16 protein-coding genes are annotated in these 17,152 nt (G+C 61.4%); 9 read left to right on the forward strand and 7 right to left on the reverse strand.

The window, feature by feature from the left end; all coding sequences use genetic code 11:
• Positions 1–201: 201 nt before the first annotated feature.
• Positions 202–2,694, reverse strand: a complete 2,493-nt coding sequence (gene mrcB / locus EGY12_RS03660) for a bifunctional glycosyl transferase/transpeptidase (protein WP_038872402.1) — start codon at positions 2,692–2,694, stop codon at positions 202–204.
• 119 nt (positions 2,695–2,813) lie between these two features.
• Positions 2,814–5,252: an ATP-dependent helicase HrpB gene (hrpB, locus tag EGY12_RS03665; RefSeq protein WP_172962900.1), complete on the reverse strand. Its 2,439-nt coding sequence runs from the start codon at positions 5,250–5,252 to the stop codon at positions 2,814–2,816.
• Positions 5,253–5,442: 190 nt separating this feature from the next.
• On the opposite strand from hrpB, the gene thpR reads away from it, so the two are divergent.
• From thpR to folK, 6 genes are all read left to right on the forward strand, one after another.
• Positions 5,443–5,985, forward strand: coding sequence for an RNA 2',3'-cyclic phosphodiesterase (thpR, locus tag EGY12_RS03670; RefSeq protein WP_049200089.1), 543 nt, complete (start codon positions 5,443–5,445; stop codon positions 5,983–5,985).
• Positions 5,982–6,689, forward strand: a complete 708-nt coding sequence (sfsA, locus tag EGY12_RS03675; RefSeq protein ID WP_123892609.1) for a DNA/RNA nuclease SfsA — start codon at positions 5,982–5,984, stop codon at positions 6,687–6,689. The genes thpR and sfsA overlap by 4 nt, the downstream gene beginning before the upstream one ends.
• A 183-nt stretch (positions 6,690–6,872) precedes the next feature.
• Positions 6,873–7,328 carry an RNA polymerase-binding protein DksA gene (dksA, locus tag EGY12_RS03685; protein WP_004937569.1) on the forward strand — a complete coding sequence of 152 codons (456 nt, stop codon included), beginning with the start codon at positions 6,873–6,875 and terminating at the stop codon, positions 7,326–7,328.
• Between the two features lie 195 nt (positions 7,329–7,523).
• Positions 7,524–8,435 carry a tRNA glutamyl-Q(34) synthetase GluQRS gene (gene gluQRS / locus EGY12_RS03690; protein ID WP_047729869.1) on the forward strand — a complete coding sequence of 304 codons (912 nt, stop codon included), beginning with the start codon at positions 7,524–7,526 and terminating at the stop codon, positions 8,433–8,435.
• A 61-nt stretch (positions 8,436–8,496) separates the two neighbouring features.
• Positions 8,497–10,044, forward strand: coding sequence for a polynucleotide adenylyltransferase PcnB (gene pcnB, locus EGY12_RS03695; RefSeq protein ID WP_123892610.1), 1,548 nt, complete (start codon positions 8,497–8,499; stop codon positions 10,042–10,044).
• A complete protein-coding gene (gene folK / locus EGY12_RS03700; RefSeq protein ID WP_123892611.1) occupies positions 10,044–10,538 on the forward strand; it encodes a 2-amino-4-hydroxy-6-hydroxymethyldihydropteridine diphosphokinase in 495 nt (164 codons plus the stop codon). Before pcnB ends, folK begins: the two co-directional genes overlap by 1 nt.
• 9 nt (positions 10,539–10,547) lie before the next feature.
• On the opposite strand, the gene EGY12_RS03705 is transcribed toward folK, so the two are convergent.
• The 4 genes from EGY12_RS03705 to qseB all read right to left on the reverse strand — a co-directional run bounded on the left by EGY12_RS03705 (position 10,548) and on the right by qseB (position 13,373).
• Complete coding sequence (locus EGY12_RS03705; protein WP_123892612.1) at positions 10,548–10,865, reverse strand: DUF202 domain-containing protein; 318 nt, start codon at positions 10,863–10,865, stop codon at positions 10,548–10,550.
• Positions 10,866–10,876: 11 nt separating this feature from the next.
• Positions 10,877–11,254, reverse strand: a complete 378-nt coding sequence (locus tag EGY12_RS03710) for a YidH family protein (RefSeq protein WP_123892613.1) — start codon at positions 11,252–11,254, stop codon at positions 10,877–10,879.
• 101 nt (positions 11,255–11,355) lie between these two features.
• Positions 11,356–12,714 carry a quorum sensing histidine kinase QseC gene (gene qseC, locus EGY12_RS03715; RefSeq protein WP_123892614.1) on the reverse strand — a complete coding sequence of 453 codons (1,359 nt, stop codon included), beginning with the start codon at positions 12,712–12,714 and terminating at the stop codon, positions 11,356–11,358.
• The gene (gene qseB, locus EGY12_RS03720) at positions 12,711–13,373 is read right to left on the reverse strand and encodes a quorum sensing response regulator transcription factor QseB (RefSeq protein WP_123892615.1); all 663 of its coding nucleotides are present in this window, start codon (positions 13,371–13,373) and stop codon (positions 12,711–12,713) included. Before qseB ends, qseC begins: the two co-directional genes overlap by 4 nt.
• Before the next feature lie 167 nt (positions 13,374–13,540).
• On the opposite strand from qseB, the gene panB reads away from it, so the two are divergent.
• From panB to panD, 3 genes are all read left to right on the forward strand, one after another.
• On the forward strand, positions 13,541–14,335 hold the full coding sequence (panB, locus tag EGY12_RS03725) for a 3-methyl-2-oxobutanoate hydroxymethyltransferase (RefSeq protein WP_004937548.1): 795 nt from the start codon (positions 13,541–13,543) through the stop codon (positions 14,333–14,335).
• Between the two features lie 23 nt (positions 14,336–14,358).
• Positions 14,359–15,213 carry a pantoate--beta-alanine ligase gene (panC, locus tag EGY12_RS03730; RefSeq protein ID WP_123892616.1) on the forward strand — a complete coding sequence of 285 codons (855 nt, stop codon included), beginning with the start codon at positions 14,359–14,361 and terminating at the stop codon, positions 15,211–15,213.
• Between the two features lie 144 nt (positions 15,214–15,357).
• Entirely contained in the window at positions 15,358–15,738 is a 381-nt protein-coding gene (panD, locus tag EGY12_RS03735; RefSeq protein ID WP_004937544.1) for an aspartate 1-decarboxylase, read from the forward strand.
• A 34-nt stretch (positions 15,739–15,772) separates the two neighbouring features.
• Here panD and EGY12_RS03740 read toward each other — a convergent pair whose 3' ends face one another.
• Positions 15,773–17,053: a polysaccharide deacetylase family protein gene (locus tag EGY12_RS03740; RefSeq protein WP_049272501.1), complete on the reverse strand. Its 1,281-nt coding sequence runs from the start codon at positions 17,051–17,053 to the stop codon at positions 15,773–15,775.
• Between the last annotated feature and the right edge of the window lie 99 nt (positions 17,054–17,152).

Here is a 17,152-nt window from a genome sequence, read left to right on the forward strand (position 1 = left end):
TATTATAAGCGTCGCATTTTATGCAGAAGCCAAATTAAACTGCAAGCCGAATTCATAAGGCAAATAGGTTAAGGATTAGGCGCTTAGCCTTGCGGTTAACAGGGAAATAAAACGAGCGGAAAAATAAAAAAGCCCGCAACCAAGGTTACGGGCTTAATAACAAAGCAAAAATTTTCACCGGGGCCAGGGCCCCGGTAGCGATTACTGGCCGAACATATCCTTGATCCAACCGGCGACGCCATCGCCATCTTTTTGCTCACCCGCCGCCGGTTGCTGCTGTTGCTGCACCGCCGCCTGGCTGGCCTGGCACAATCCCTGCGGATTGTCGGTCCAGACCGGGATGGTGCGCCAGCTGCCGCCGCCGCAGATAAAGTTGCCGGCAGAGTCGATGCTCATCTGGTTAATACCTTCCGGCGGCTGCAGCATCAGCGGCAGCGGCGTCTGGTTTTCCAGATAACGGCGATACAGGGTCAACGCGCCGTTAGCGCCGGTCAGCTTGGCCGGGCCGTTGTTGTCGCGCCCCACCCAGGCGATCGCCACTTCCTTACCGTCGATGCCGGCGAACCAGCTGTCGCGCAGATCGTTGGTGGTACCGGTTTTCGCCGCCAGGTTGTAGTTCGGGAACTTCACCGACAGCGAGCGGGAGGTCCCGCGCGCCACACCCTGCTGCATCGCGTACAGCGTCAGGTAAGCGGCCTGCGCCGGCACCATGCGTTCCGCCTGCGGGAAACTCTGGTACAGCACCGTGCCGTCTTCGGCGATCACCGAACGCACCGCCGACAGCGGCGCACGGTTACCGCCGCTGGCGATGGTTTGGTACTCCTGCGCGACTTCCATCGGCGTCAGGCCGATCGCCCCCAGCAGCATCGATGGCACCGGGTTGATCTCCGCTTTCGGGATACCCAGGCGTTGCAGCGTAGCACTGATCTGATCCAGCCCAACCGACAGGCCGAGGTTCACCGTCGGCACGTTCAGTGAGTTGGCCAACGCATCCACCAGCATCACCTGACCGCGGAATTTACGGTCATAGTTGTTCGGCTGCCAGACGGCGCCATTCGGCTGCTTCAGCGACAGCGGCGCATCCGCCAGCCAGGTGTTGAGGCGATATTTGTCCGGTTCGGACAGCGCAGTCAGGTACGTCGGCGGCTTGGCCAGCGAGCCGACCAGGCGGCGCGCCTGCATGGCGCGGTTGAAGCCGGCGAACTGCGGGTTGGCGCCGCCGACCATGGCGCGCACTTCACCGCTGAAGCGATCGACGATCACCATCGCCGCTTCCAGATCCTGCAGGTGACGCGCAGCGCGCAGCGCCGGAATACCGTCTTCGACCGCTTTTTCCGCCGCGTCTTGCGACACCGGATCCAGCGTGGTGAAGATCTTCACGCCGGACAGGTCATTGACCTTATCGCCCAGTTTGGTCTGCAGTTCCTGACGCACCATCTGCATAAACGCCGGCTGCGGCGTAATGACGCCGCCTTTCGGCTGCACACCCAGCGGACGCGCGCTCAGCATGTCATACAGCTCGCCGTCGATCACGCCCTGGTTCTGCAGCAACTTGAGCACCAGGTTGCGACGCTCCAGCGCCAGTTTCGGGTTGCGCCACGGGTTATACAGCGACGCGCCCTTGACCATGCCGACCAGCAGCGCCTGCTGATCGAGGCTCAGCTCGTCCACCGGACGGCCGAAGTAGTACAGGCTGGCCAGCGGGAAACCGCGGATCTGGTCGCTGCCGCTCTGGCCGAGGTACACCTCGTTCAGATACAGCTCCAGAATGCGGTCCTTGCTGTAACGGTAATCCACCAGCAGCGCCATATAGGCTTCGTTAGCCTTACGCCACAGCGAACGTTCGTTGCTCAGGAACAGGTTCTTCACCAGCTGCTGCGTCAGCGTACTGCCGCCCTGCACCGCACGCCCGGCGGTCAGGTTGGCCAGCACCGCACGACCGATGGAATACGGGCTAATACCGTCATGCTCATAGAAGTGGCGGTCTTCCGTGGCGATCAGCGTATCCACCAGCAGATCCGGGAAACCGGAGCGCGGCACGAACAGACGCTGTTCACCGTTCGGCGACTGCAGCATGGTGATAAGACGCGGATCGAGGCGGAAGAAGCCGAAGCTGCGACCGCTGTCCAGGTTTTCAATCTTCGCCAGGCGGTTGTTCTGGAAGTCGAGACGGGCGCGGATCTGCCCTTCTTTACCATCCGGGAAGTCGAACGGGCGGCGCAGCATCTCGATGCTGTTGGCCTGTACGGTAAACTCGCCCGGACGCGTCATGCGGCTAACCTGGCGATACTGCATGCCTTCCAGCAGGTTGACCATCTCCTTCTTGCTGTACGGCATGCCCGGTTCCAGGTTGACCATGCGGCCGTACACTGCCGCCGGCAGCTGCCAGACTTTGCCGTCGATGCGGCTGCGGATCTGGGAATCCAGATAGACGCCATAGATCGCCAACAGGACGGCGATCACCAGGATCAGTTTGATAAACAGGCCAAGCCAACGGCGTTTTTTACGTGGCGGAGTCGCTTTTACCTTACGCGGCATGCGTTCCTCCTCCTCTTCATACTCATCATCGTCATACTCGTCTTCTTCGTAATCGTCATAATCGTCGTCTCGGCGACGGCGCGGCGGCTTGCGCGACGCGGTGCTTTTTGGTTGTTTTCCTTTGCGCCCGATGGGCTCGCGGTCATCCCCAGCCATGGCTGTTGTTCTCCGAGCTTGCCGACACTGCCGGCCATGATTAGTCGCTTAATCTGTGCCTACGCCGCAGCGCTGACCAGAAGAAACATCTGAATTCCAAACCTTAAAATGATCGCGACCTACTGATATTTCTTCGTTCGGCGCGTCGGTACCGCCGTGGCCGGATCGTCCGGCCAAACGTGTTTCGGGTAACGGCCCTTCATCTCTTTTTGCACCTCGCGATAGGCGCCTTGCCAAAAGGCCGCCAGATCGCCGGTGATTTGCAACGGCCGGTGCGCCGGTGAGAGTAACTCAAGCACCACCGGGATGCGACCCTCCGCCAACATCGGGCTGCGCTGCTCGCCGAACACCTCCTGCAAACGCACCGCCAGCGCCGGCGGTTTACCGGCCTCATAACGGATCGGCAGGCGGCTGCCGGTCGGCACAGTGTAATGAGTGGGTAGCGCATTATCCAGCCGCTGCTTTTGCTGCCAATCCAGCAGGCGGGACAGCGCCTCGGCGATATTGACCTGCTTCAATCCGCGCAGATCGCGCACGCCGTTCAGCGACGGCAACAGCCACTGCTCCAGCGCCGCCAGCAGCGGTTCTTCGTCCATCGCCGGCCATTCCGCCTCCGGCAACCAGGCTTGCGCGCACTGCAGGCGCACCCGCAATTGTTCAGCGGCGCCCTCCCAGTTGAGCACCGCCAGCCCCTGTGCGCGCACCCAATCGAGCAGCGCCTGCTGCAGCTCTTCATCCGCCGGTTTGGCCAGCGGCTGGGCGCGCAGCGTCAGACGGCCGATCTGCTGGCGCTTCCAGGCGCGCAGCGTGCCCTTCTCGTCATCCCACTCCACCGCCGTGCGCTGCGTGACGATCGCCGGCAGCTGCGCCGCCAGCGCTTCGATATCCACCGGCAGCGCCAACAGGATACGCGCATCCGGGCTGTTGTGGCCCTGCAACAGGCTGGGGACAATCAACCAGGGGGCGCGCGACAGCGCCTCGTCCTGGTTCATTGCCGCGCCCAGGCCGTTGGCCAGCAGGTAGCGGCCGTCCTGGCCTCGGCGCTGGGCGATACGATCGGTAAACGCCTGCGCCAACAACCGCGGCGCCAAATCGACGTCGATTTGCCCCGCACGTTGCGGCAGGCGTTTGGCCAACTGCGCGGCACGCTGCCGCCAGTTCGGTTGCGGGCGGCTCAGCCAGTAGCCGAGATCCATCTGCCCGCCGCGCGGCGGCTCTTCCAGCAATGCCGCCAGCAACGCCGCCGTCGCCAGGCCGTCGGCACTCAGCGCCGCGCCGGTGACCAGCATCGCCGCCAGCCGCGGCTCGCACCCCAGCGCGGCCATCTGGCGCCCCGGCGCGGTGAGTTTATCGCCGTCATCCGTGGCCCCCAACCGGTGCAGCAACGATCTGGCCGCCGCCAATGCCGCCGCCGGAGGCGCATCAAGCCACGTAAGCTGCGCCGGATCATGGCATCCCCACTGCAGCAACTCGAGCCAAAATCCGGTGAGATCGCTCTGTAAAATATCCGGTTCAGCGTGTTCCGCCGCGCGCTCAGCCTGCTCTTTAGCGAACAGATGCCAGCAAATGCCCGGCTCCAGACGCCCGGCGCGCCCGGCACGCTGCACCATCGACGCCTGGCTGATGCGCTGCGTCGCCAGCCGCGTTAGACCGTTGCGCACGTCGTAGCGCGCCACGCGCTCCAGACCGCTGTCCACCACCAGCCGAATGCCTTCGATCGTCAGGCTGGTTTCGGCGATGTTGGTCGCCAACACCACCTTGCGGCGGCCGGGCGCCGCCGGTTGAATCGCTTTTTGCTGCTGCGCCAAAGGCAGCGCGCCATACAGAGGACAAAGATCGGTATCGCTCGCCACCTCGCCGGTCAATCGCTCCAGCACCCGATTGATCTCCGCTACGCCCGGCAGAAACAGCAGCAAAGACCCCGGCTGCTCGGCCAACAGACGCTTCACCGCCGCCGCTACGCCATCCTCCAGCCGCTGATGGCTGGCCAACGGCTGATACAGGCGTTCAACCGGGAAGCTGCGCCCCTCGGACACCACCACCGGCGCTTCCGGCAACAGCTGCGACAGGCGGGCGTTATCCAGCGTGGCCGACATGATCAGCAGTTTCAGATCGTCGCGCAGCCCTTGCTGCACGTCGAGCAGCAGCGCCAGCGCCAGATCGGCCTGCAGGCTGCGTTCGTGGAACTCATCGAGGATCACCAGCGACACGCCCTGCAGCTCGGCGTCCTGCTGCAGCATGCGGGTGAGAATGCCTTCCGTCACCACTTCCAGCCGGGTCTGCGGCCCGCTTTTACTTTCGGCGCGCATGCGGTAGCCCACGGTCTGACCGGGCTCCTCCCCCAGTTGCTGCGCCAGACGATAGGCGACGTTTTTCGCCGCCAGCCGCCGCGGCTCCAGCATGATAATGCGCCCCGGCAACCCGGCCTTAGCCAGGATCTGCAGCGGCAGCCAGGTGGATTTACCGGCGCCGGTCGGGGCGTGCAACAGCACCTGAGGAGCGGACTGCAACGCAGCCAGCAACTCATCAAGCACCGCGCTGACGGGCAATGAAGACACTGAATTCTCCGTAGTGGTTAGCGTTAAACGGCGTACAGTGTAGCATTAGCTTTATCCCCGCAACCTTTCAAACTGTTGCGGCGTTAGCTATAGTACGGAGCTCATTCGTGCGCCGCGCCCCTCGCGGGGCCGCTGCCAGTAACGTTTACCGCTGTTCCCGACCGTTTTGTCATGCATTTGCCGAGCCCTTATGTCCAATTCGCGCCGCCTGTTTTTCGCCCTGTCCTTGCCTGATGCCCTGCAACAGCAGGTGATCCGCTGGCGTGCCGAGGCGTTTTCGCCGGAAGCCGGCCGGCCGGTGGCGGCGGCTAATTTGCACCTGACGCTGGCGTTTCTCGGCGAGGTCACCGCACAGAAAGAGCTGGCATTGCGCAAGCTGGCCGGCCGCATCGTTCAACCCGGCTTCAGCATGCGGCTCGACGATCTCGGCCATTGGCCGCGCCCCGGCGTGGTCTGGCTCGGTACCCGCCGCGCGCCGCGCGGGCTGCTGCAACTGGCCGAGCTGCTGCGTTCGCAGGCCGCCCGCAACGGCTGCCACCAAAGCGCATTGCCGTTCCATCCGCACATCACGCTGCTGCGCGCCGCTACCCAGCCGGTGGCGATCCCGCCGGCGACGCCAGGCTGGGCGTTCAGCGCCGACGCCTTTTCCTTATATGAGTCGGTGTTCGAAAACGGCCGCACCCGCTATCAACACCTCGAACAGTGGCCGCTGGCCAAGCAGGCATCCGCATGATTTTCTCTCCACCGCTGCGTTCCGCCACGCTGATCAAACGTTACAAACGCTTTCTGGCGGACGTGATCACACCGGAAGGGGAAACCTTTACGCTGCACTGCGCCAATACCGGCGCCATGACCGGCTGCGCTACGCCCGGCGACACCGTTTGGTACTCCACCTCGGACAATCCCAAGCGCAAATACGCCCACAGTTGGGAGCTGACTCACACCCAACAGGGGCACTGGATCTGCGTCAACACCCTGCGCGCCAACGCGCTGGTGCGCGAGGCGATAGAACACAATTTAATCAATGAATTATCCGGTTACAGTAAAATTAGCAGCGAAGTGAAATACGGCAGTGAAAACAGCCGTATCGATTTGTTATTACAGGCAGAAAATCGGGTTAACTGCTATATTGAAGTTAAGTCAGTCACATTACTGCAACAACAACGTGGTTACTTTCCTGATGCGGTAACGCTCAGAGGGCAAAAGCACCTGCGTGAGTTGCTCAGCGTGGTTGAAAGCGGGCAACGGGCGGTGTTGTTCTTTGCCGTGTTACACAGCGGTATTGAGCAGGTCGCACCGGCACATCATATAGATGAGCGCTATGCGGCGCTGTTGGCACAGGTCCGGCAGTTGGGAGTGGAAGTGGTTTGCTACGGGGCAAAGTTATCACCTGACGGTATTTATCTCTGCGATAAGCTGCCGTTTTTTATCGATTAGCGCAGTCGGGTCCCTATAAATAGACAACCGGCCAGCACGATCGCCAAATACGCCCTCCTTCACACGATTGTCAAGCGGGCGACAGGAATAATTGCCAACCTACCTTCCTTCTGTTATTTATAGCGGCCTGTTTTTCCCCCGCATTGGGGATTCGATAGTGCGTGTGTATGTAGGAGAAGCAACATGCAAGAAGGGCAAAACCGTAAAACCTCGTCCTTGAGCATTCTCGCCATCGCTGGGGTGGAGCCGTACCAAGAGAAGCCGGGCGAAGAGTACATGAACGACGCCCAGTTGTCGCATTTCAAGCGCATTCTTGAAGCGTGGCGCAACCAGCTCAGGGACGAAGTGGACCGTACTGTATCGCATATGCAAGAAGAGGCAGCCAACTTCCCTGATCCGGCCGACCGTGCTACCCAGGAAGAAGAGTTCAGCCTTGAACTGCGTAACCGTGACCGTGAACGCAAACTGATCAAAAAGATCGAGAAAACGCTGAAGAAAGTGGAAGACGATGATTTCGGCTACTGCGAATCTTGTGGCGTGGAGATCGGCATTCGTCGCCTCGAAGCGCGTCCGACCGCCGATCTGTGCATCGACTGCAAGACGCTGGCTGAGATCCGCGAAAAGCAGATGGCCGGCTAATACCGCTACTCTAAATGATTGGAGCTGCATCAAGGCGGCAAGAATGCGCATCCCGATGAGCTTACTCAAGTAAGTGATTCGGGTAAGCAGGCGCAGCTAACACAGATGCAGTTTCAAGCATAACGAGTATGTTACCGCTGCGGCGTGCACATCCACGTGCGCCGCACAGAGAAAAGGGAACCTCTCCCCTCTGATATGCAAGAAAGTCATTATGTGGGGCGCTTTGCCCCATCGCCTTCCGGGGATCTGCATTTCGGTTCGCTGATTGCCGCTCTGGGAAGCTACCTTCAGGCTCGCGCCCAACGCGGGCAGTGGCTGGTTCGCATCGAAGATATCGACCCGCCGCGCGAAGTCCCCGGCGCCGCCGCTCGCATCCTGTCCGCGCTGGAACATTATGGTCTCCACTGGGACGGCCAGGTCATCTATCAATCCCAACGTCACGACGCCTATCGCGCCGCGCTGGATCTGTTGCAGCGCCAGGGGCTCAGCTATTACTGCACCTGCACCCGCAGCCGCATCCAGCAGATCGGCGGATTGTACGACGGCCACTGCCGCGATTTGCAGCTCGGCCCGCAGGGCGCCGCCATCCGCTTGCGCCAGACCGCGCCCGTTTACGGGTTCCACGATCGCCTGCAGGGGGAGTTACACGCCGATCCGGCGCTGGCGGGGGAAGACTTTATCATTCGCCGCCGCGACGGGCTGTTCGCCTACAACCTGGCGGTGGTGATCGACGACCATTTTCAGGGCGTGACCGAAATTGTGCGCGGCGCCGACCTGATCGAACCGACGGTGCGTCAAATTGCCCTCTATCGCCAGCTGCAGGCGCCGGTGCCCGCCTATGTGCATCTGCCGCTGGCGCTGGGCGCCAACGGCATCAAGTTGTCGAAGCAAAATCATGCGCCGGCGTTGCCTGCAGGCGATCCGCGCCCGGTGCTGATCGCCGCGCTGAAATTTCTGCGCCAACCGCTGCCGGAAAGCTGGCAAGATCTTGACCTGCCATTATTATTGAGCTGGGCGGTCGCACATTGGCGGTTGGAAAACGTGCCGCGTCAGGAGGCTATCCCTCTGGATGAAAACACGCCGGCATTCTCAAAGGAGCCATGGTGAGCTATGATTAGCCGCTATTTTTTGTTAGCTCCATTTTTATCAGTCACTATCGAGGTGTACCATTTTTACCCGAGTAGCCAACTTCTGTCGTAAGGTACTGACCCGCGATGACAAGCTGCCCCGCGACGACGCGGCGGCCGGCGATAAAAACGTAGTCCGCGAAGAGCGTGCCGCGGCGCCAAGCCGCCCTGCGCCGCAGCCGCGCGCCGCCGATAACGGCAGCAACGCCCCTGCCCGCCGCTCAACGCCGCGCAAGCGTCCGCCTTTTCCTATCGCCGAGAGCAACGGCTCGATGACCGTGATCCCGCGCGAACAGCACTCGATTTCCCGCAAAGACATCAGCGAGAATGCGCTGAAAGTGCTTTACCGCCTGAACAAGTCCGGCTACGAAGCCTATCTGGTCGGCGGCGGCGTGCGCGATCTATTGCTCGGCAAAAAGCCGAAAGACTTCGACATCACCACCAACGCCACGCCGGAGCAGGTGCGCAAGCTGTTCCGCAACTGCCGCCTGGTCGGCCGCCGCTTCCGCTTGGCGCACGTGATGTTCGGGCCGGAAATCATCGAAGTGGCCACCTTCCGCGGCCACCACGAACAGAATCAGGAATCCGACAAGAACTCGTCCCAGCAGGCGCAAAACGGCATGCTGCTGCGCGACAACATCTTCGGTTCGATCGAAGAAGACGCCCAGCGACGTGATTTCACCATCAACAGCCTGTACTACGGCGTGGCGGATTTCACCCTGCGCGATTACGTCGGCGGCCTGAACGACCTGAAACAGGGCGTGATTCGCCTGATCGGCGATCCGGAAACCCGCTACCGCGAAGATCCGGTGCGCATGCTGCGCGCGGTGCGCTTCGCCGCCAAGCTGGACATGCGCATCAGCGAAGAGACCGCCGAGCCGATCCCACGTCTGGCCTCGCTGCTGCATGAGATCCCGCCGGCGCGCCTGTTCGAAGAATCCCTCAAGCTGCTGCAGGCGGGTTACGGTTTCCAGACCTACCTGAAGCTGTGTGAATACCAGCTGTTCCAACCGCTGTTCCCGCTGATCGCCCGTAACTTCACGCCGAACCACGATACGCCGATGGAGCGCATTCTGGTGCAGGTGTTGAAGAACACCGACCATCGTCTGCAGAACGACATGCGCGTCAACCCTGCCTTCCTGTTTGCCGCCATGCTGTGGTACCCGCTGTTGGAGCACGCGCAGAAGCTGGCGCAGGAAAGCGGCCTGGCCTACTACGACGCCTTCGCATTGGCGATGAACGACGTGCTCGACGAGCAGTGCCGCTCGCTGGCCATCCCGAAACGCATTACCACGCTGGTGCGCGATATCTGGCAGCTGCAGCTGCGCTTGTCCCGCCGCCAGGGCAAACGCGCGCACAAGCTGATGGAGCACCCGAAATTCCGCGCCGCCTATGACCTGCTGGCGCTGCGTGCAGAAGTGGAAGACAATCAGGAAATGCTGCGTCTGGCCGAGTGGTGGGGCGAGTTCCAGGACGCCACGCCAGCGCGGCAGAAAGCCATGCTGAGCACCCTGGGGGACGATCCGGCGCCGCGTCGCGCGCGTCAACGCCGCCCTCGCCGCCGGGCACCGCGTAAAGAAGGGGCATAATGATCCGCGTTTATATCGCGCTGGGCAGCAATCTGGCGCAGCCACTGCAACAGGTTCAAGCCGCACTGGAGGCGCTGGAGCATCTCCCGCGCACCCGGCTGGTCACCTGTTCTTCGTTTTACCGCACCAAGCCGCTGGGGCCGCAAAACCAGCCGGACTTTCTCAATGCGGTGGTGGCGCTGGATACCCTGTTGCCGCCCGAACAGCTGCTCGACCATACCCAGGCGATAGAACGCAATCAGGGGCGCGTGCGCAAGGATGAACGCTGGGGGCCGCGCACGCTCGATTTGGACATCATGCTGTATGGCGACGAGGTGATCCATTCCGAGCGCCTGACGGTGCCGCATTACGGCCTGAAAGAGCGCGAATTTATGCTCTACCCGCTGGCAGAAATCGCCCCCGACCTGATTTTCCCCGATGGCGAGCCGCTCGCCAGCTGCCTCAAGCGCGTGCCGGAAAACGGCATGGCGCTGTGGCATCAAAATAAAAAGTGATTGCGGGGTTTAGAGCAGATAAAGCTTGAGTTGCGCCACCGCGGCCAGCGCCATCACGGCCATCAAACAGCCGAACATCCGCCTCACCCAATGCAGCCTTCGTTCCTGCGCTTCCGGCCCCGTAGCCTCTCTCCCGCGTGACCAGACAAACATCACCAACGCAAACACCAGCATCAAAAAACCGCTCCCAGCCAACAGCAAACTGCCCGACACCATGCCGGCACGCAGCGACAACAGCCCGACTACCGCCATCGTCAGCGCGGTACGCCCCCAGGCCAGGCGGGTGCGTTCAGGTTGCAAGCCAGGATCGCGCGGCGGCGTTTTCATCGTTGGGCGCATCACACGCCGAAACTCAGAATAACCGCCACCAGCGCCAGGGCGATAACGACCACAAACAGAGTCAATAACCACAGCATGCGGGTATAAGGCATATCGCTCTCATGACGCATAGCTTTCTCATTGGCCTTCCAGCGACGATAGGCCATCAGCCCCAGCACCACCGCCCCCAGCGTCAACGCAACCGCCAGCCCCTGACGGATGGCAGCCGTGCCAAATTCGGAGGCAAACTGATTGATGCCGACCGCTCCCGCCATAAAAGCCAATGCGGTGCGGATCCAAGCCAGAAAGGTGCGTTCATTGGCTAAAGAAAAGCGGTAGTCGGGCGTTTTACCCTTGGCCCACCATTTTAACGGGCGATTTGACGATGGCTGGTTCATGATTTCCCTTGAACATGTAAAATCTTGCTGAAAAAACCCTCGCACAATAAACAATTCACCCACCGTTTGCCATTCGCGCCACGGGTTCTGTGGAGTCTGTCTTACAGCGCCAGCCGCGCAACGAACCCGCCCGCCGGGCGATTGGCGAAACTGACCTGTAGACCATGCAAGCCGGCGATACGCTGCACGATCGAGAGCCCCAGCCCGCTGCCGGTTTGCTCCTGCCCCGGCGGGCGATAGAAGCGTTCTCCGAGCCGCGCCAGATGTTCTGTGGTGACTCCCGGACCGTCGTCCTCCACCGTCAGCGAACGTTCGCTCAGCGTCACGGTGACGACGCCGCCCTGCGGGGTGTAGCGCACCGCGTTATCCAGCAGGTTGCGCAATAGCAGCGACAGCAGCAAGGTTTCCCCCTGACGCGGCGGCGGCGTTCCCCGATGTTCATAGCGTAGCGTCACACCCGCCGCATGGGCCTGACGATCCTGCTCCGCCAAGGTCATCGTCACCAGATCGTTCCAGTCGATCGGCGCCAGTTCAGCCAGATCCGACAGCGAATCCAGCCGCGACAGCGTCAGCAGCTGATCCACCAGCCGGGTGGCGCGATCGATGCCGAGCGTCAGATTGTCCAGCGCGTGCTCGCGCATCGGCGCATCGTCCCCCGCCAGTTGCACCACTTCGGTCTGCACCCGCAGCGCCGCCAGCGGGCTGCGCAACTCGTGCGCGGCATCGGAGGTAAAGCGCCGCTCCCGCACCAGCAAAGCGTTGATGCGGGCAAATAGCGCATTGAGTGCATCCACCAGAGGGCGCACCTCGGTCGGCACCTGGCGCGCATCCAGCGGCGTCGCGTCATCGGGTGCGCGCCGGCGCAAACCAGCCGCCACCGCACGCAGCGGCCGCAGCTCACGCCCGACCATCAGCGCGATCAGCAGCATCAGCACCGGCAGCGTCGCCAGCCAAGGCACCAACTGGCCAGTCACCATGCCCAATGCCATATCGCGCCGGTAATCCCATTCCTGGCCGACCACGATGCGGTAGCGCCCATCCGGGCTGGTCAGCCACAGCAGGCGCCAGCTGTCATCATCGCCTTTGCGTTCGCCGTCGGTAAAGCCTTCACGCTCCCCGTCAAACAGGAAATCGGCGCCGTTCTCACCGTCGTTGAGCAGCATCTTGCCTTGGCGGTCGAAAATGGCGAACGCCAGCGCGTCGTCGTCCTGCTCGCCGCGCTTGCCGTGATGCACCAGCTTCTTGGTTTTCGGCAGGCTGCGCGCGCTTTCATCGGCCAGCAGATCGCCAAGATTTGCGGTCGCCAGCCGTTTGGCAAACAGCATCTGTTGGGTGTCGAACACTTCGTTGATGGTGTTGCGCGACATCACCCAGGCCACCACGCTGGCGGTGCTCCAGGTCAGCAACGCCAACAGGCTGAAGAGCAGGATCAGACGCAGCCGCAGGCTGAGACGCTTCACGGCGCATCCCCCAACGTGTAGCCCACGCCGTGGATGGTACGGATGAAGCCGTTGCCCAGCTTGCGCCGCAGGTGGTGAATATGCACCTCTACCGCGTTGCTGCTCACCTCGTCGTCCCAGTTGTACAGCTTCTCTTGAATCAACGGCCGCGCCAGTACTCGCCCCTTGTTGTGCAGGAACAACTCCAGCACCGCCAATTCGCGCGGCGTCAGCGTCACCTGCTCGCCGTTGTAGCTCACGCTGCGGGTGGCACTGTCGAACACCACGTTGCCGTGCGTCAGCTGCGGCATCAGTTGCCCGTGGCGACGACGGATCAGCGCCTGCAGGCGCGCCGCCACTTCGGCCAGCGCGAACGGCTTGCACAGATAATCGTCGGCGCCGCTTTGCAGCCCACTAACCCGCTGCTCCAGCGCATCGCGGGCGGTGAGGATCAGGACCGGCACGTCCTGTCCGGCCTGGCGCCACTGGCGCAGCAGCTCCAGGCCGTCAAGGCCCGGCAGGCTGAGATCGAGGATCACCGCGTCATACGGCGCACTGTCCAGCGCATTTTTGCCGACGGCGCCGTCGGTGAACCAGTCCAGATTGAAGCCGAGTTTGGTCAGCCCGGCCTTGATGCCGTCCCCGATCAGTTTGTCATCTTCGATCAGCAAAATTCGCATGAGTATCCCTTTTCAGTCATGACGCCATTGCACCACAAGGTTCTTAAGAACTGCTTAAGCATGGCGATCCGCGCTACCCACCCCGATCGGGTTACAGTAGAATGACTGCACTTTTTTTGCAGCCTGGGCCTGCGTACGCCGCACGGCCCGTTTCAGGAGACGTTGTGATGAAACCCACCACCGTGACCCACTTGCGCCAGTGGAAACAGGAGCAACGCAAGTTTGCTACCCTTACCGCCTACGATGCCAGCTTTGCCAAACTGTTTGAAGAGCAAGGCATCAAAGTCCTGTTGGTGGGCGATTCGCTGGGCATGACGCTGCAGGGCCACGACTCCACGCTGCCAGTCACCGTCGCCGACGTGGCCTACCACACTCGCGCCGTGCGCCGCGGCGCGCCGGCCTGCCTGCTGTTGGCCGATCTGCCGTTCATGAGTTACGCCACCCCGGAACAGACCTTCGCCAACGCCGCCGAGCTGATGCGCGCCGGCGCCAACATGGTGAAACTGGAAGGCGGCAGCTGGCTGTGCGACACGGTGAAAATGCTCGCCGAGCGCGCGGTGCCGGTGTGCGGCCACCTGGGCCTGACCCCGCAGTCGGTCAACGTGTTCGGCGGCTATAAGGTACAAGGACGCGACGAACTGGCCGCCAAACAGCTGTTGCAGGACGCGCAGAATCTGGAACTGGCCGGCATTCAGCTGCTGGTGCTGGAATGCGTGCCGACCGAGCTGGCGCGCCAGATCACCGAAGCGTTGTCCATTCCGGTCATCGGCATCGGCGCCGGCAACGGCACCGACGGCCAGATCCTGGTGATGCATGACGCCTTCGGCATCACCGGCGGCCATACGCCGAAGTTCGCCAAGAACTTCCTGGCGCAGAGCGGCGATATCCGCACGGCGGTGCAGCACTATATTCAGGAAGTGGAGCAAGGCCTCTACCCGGCGGCTGAACACTCTTTTAACTAAGCGATGGTTCCAGGAGTCACCCAATGATTATTATCGAAACCCTGCCGATGTTGCGTCAGCAGATCCGCCGCTGGCGCCAGGAAGGCAAACGCATCGCGCTGGTGCCGACCATGGGCAATCTGCACGACGGCCATATGACGCTGGTCGATGAAGCGCGCGCCCGCGCCGACGTGGCGGTGGTGAGCATCTTCGTCAACCCGATGCAGTTCGATCGGCCGGACGATCTGGCGCGCTACCCGCGCACGCTGCAGGAAGACAGCGAAAAGCTGACCCGCCGCGGCGTCGATCTGGTGTTCGCACCGGCCCCGGCCGCGGTCTATCCGCAGGGGCTGGAGCAGCAGACCTACGTCGACGTGCCGGGCATCTCCAGCATCCTGGAAGGCGCAAGCCGGCCGGGCCACTTCCGCGGCGTTTCCACCATCGTCAGCAAGCTGTTCAACCTGGTACAGCCTGATTTGGCCTGTTTCGGTGAGAAGGATTACCAACAGCTGGCGCTGATCCGCAAAATGGTGGCGGACATGGGCTACGACATCGACATCGTCGGCGTGCCGACCGTGCGCGCCAAAGACGGCCTGGCCCTCAGTTCACGCAACGGCTACCTGACTGCCGAAGAGCGCAAGATCGCTCCGCAGCTGAGCAAGATCATGAACGCGCTGGCGCAACAGTTGGCCAATGGCGAACGCCATGTCGAAGAGCTGCTGGAGCAGACCGCCGAGCAGCTGCGCGCCGCTGGCTTTACGCCGGATGAGCTGTTTATTCGCGACGCCGACAGCCTGCAGCCGCTGACGGTAGACAGCCAGCGGGCGGTGGTGCTGATGGCCGCCTGGCTGGGAAAGGCGCGTCTTATCGACAATCAGCAGGTCGATCTGACGCTGTAAGCCATTATTTATACTGTCGTCACCCTGAAGCCTTGACCATAGGTAGACAATGGCAAAGCAATCGGTGACGATAGCATTGCAGGGATGCAGGAGAGATGTTCAACCCCAGCGCCTGTGAAGGCCGATATTCAGTTAGGTAAAGCTATGATACGTACTATGCTGCAAGGCAAGCTGCATCGCGTCAAAGTCACTCAGGCTGACTTGCACTATGAAGGGTCCTGCGCCATCGACCAGGATTTCCTGGAGGCCGCCGGCATTCTGGAATATGAAGCGATCGATATTTACAACGTGGATAACGGCCAGCGCTTCTCCACCTACGCCATCGCCGCCGAGCGCGGTTCGCGCATCATTTCGGTCAACGGCGCCGCCGCGCGCTGCGCCTGCGTGGGCGACAAGCTGATCATCTGCTCCTATGTGCAAATGACCGACGCCGACGCCCGCCAACACCACCCGAAAGTCGCCTATTTCGAAGGTGACAACAACCTGCAGCGCAAGGCGAAAGCCGTGCCGGTTCAGGTCGCCTGACAATAAAACGGGCGCCTTGCGCGCCCGTTCTCCCTTACTGCACCACCACCGTGCCCGGCTTGTTGGCTATCCGATCCGCCATGGTCTGGATCGAGTCGGTCCGCAGAATATACAGCCGCTTCAGCGTATAGGGGTTATCCCCCGGTTTCACCTTGCCCTGCACCGTGGTCACCGCCAGATGGAAACCGGCATCCTGCGCCGCCTGGATTGCCCGCTGGTTATAGCCGCCGAACGGGTAGGACAGATACAGCACGTGCGGGTTGAACTGCGACAGTGCGCGGCGCGAACGTTCAAAATCGAACTCGATATTGTGCAGCGAGCGGCTCAGTAAAATCGGTTGGCGATTGCCGTCGGTGCGATGCAGGAAGTGGGTGTGCGACTGTACGTCAAACACGTCCTGAATCTGCTTCAGCTCCGAGACACTCATAAACTGCAGCGAGTCCGGGTTCCATTTCTGCGGGTGGCGCTTGATGCGCGAAGAGATGATGAACGCCGTCGCGCGGAAACCGTAATCCTTCAGCACCGGATAAGCGTAGCGATAAACCGACTTCAGCCCGTCGTCGAAAGTCAGCACGATCGCCTTGCCCGGCAGATTGATCTGATTCTTCAGGTAGGCTTCCAGCTGGTACAAAGAAATGGTGTCGTAGCCCGCCTGCTTCAGGTAGGTCATCTGGTTGCTGAACGCTACGTCTGAGGTAGTGGTCGAGGTGTGACGGAAGCGCTTGTTCTCTTCGTTTTTCAGCAGGTGGTGGTAAGTCAGCACCGGGATGCCGTTATCGATCTCGCAGTCCAACTCATTGACGAATCCCAGCCGATCGCCGATGTTGACCTCGTACCAGGTGTTGTTCAGCCGGTCCTTCAGCTTGCCGATGATCGGATAGCGCAGGTTGCCTTCCAGCGTGCCGAAAACCTCGCTGTCCTTGTCCGCCGCGGTGTAAACGTCGATCGTTTTTTGGGTGATCAGATTCTGGTTGGTCAGCGGTTTGTTCAGCTCGCCCAGATCGTCTTGCACTTTGCGCGACTTCTTCAGCTCACGCACATCGTCTTTATCGATAAAGCCGGTGCCGTGTCCGAATTTGAATTCGTAGTATTCCGCATCCGCCGGGAACACCTGGATCAGTTGCCCGCGTTTCACTTCCCCGACCGGGATCACATGCTCGCCTACCAACGCATAGACTTCGCTATCGCGCTGCGCTTCCATGTATTCAGATTTAACCGCGCTGTCTTCCGACAGCAGATTCGCCAGGCTCACAGGGGAAACCAACGACATCAGAATGCCGAGTAACCCAGCCGCTAACTTGTATTGAGGCCGCATGATGATGTTCTGCTTACGAGTACGTAATGACAAAAGTGAAGGAAATGTGGAGCGCCAGCATAGCACGATTTGAACAACGGGGAACTAGCGGTTATTTGA

The organism is Serratia sp. FDAARGOS_506 (assembly GCF_003812745.1).
Lineage (GTDB): Bacteria > Pseudomonadota > Gammaproteobacteria > Enterobacterales > Enterobacteriaceae > Serratia.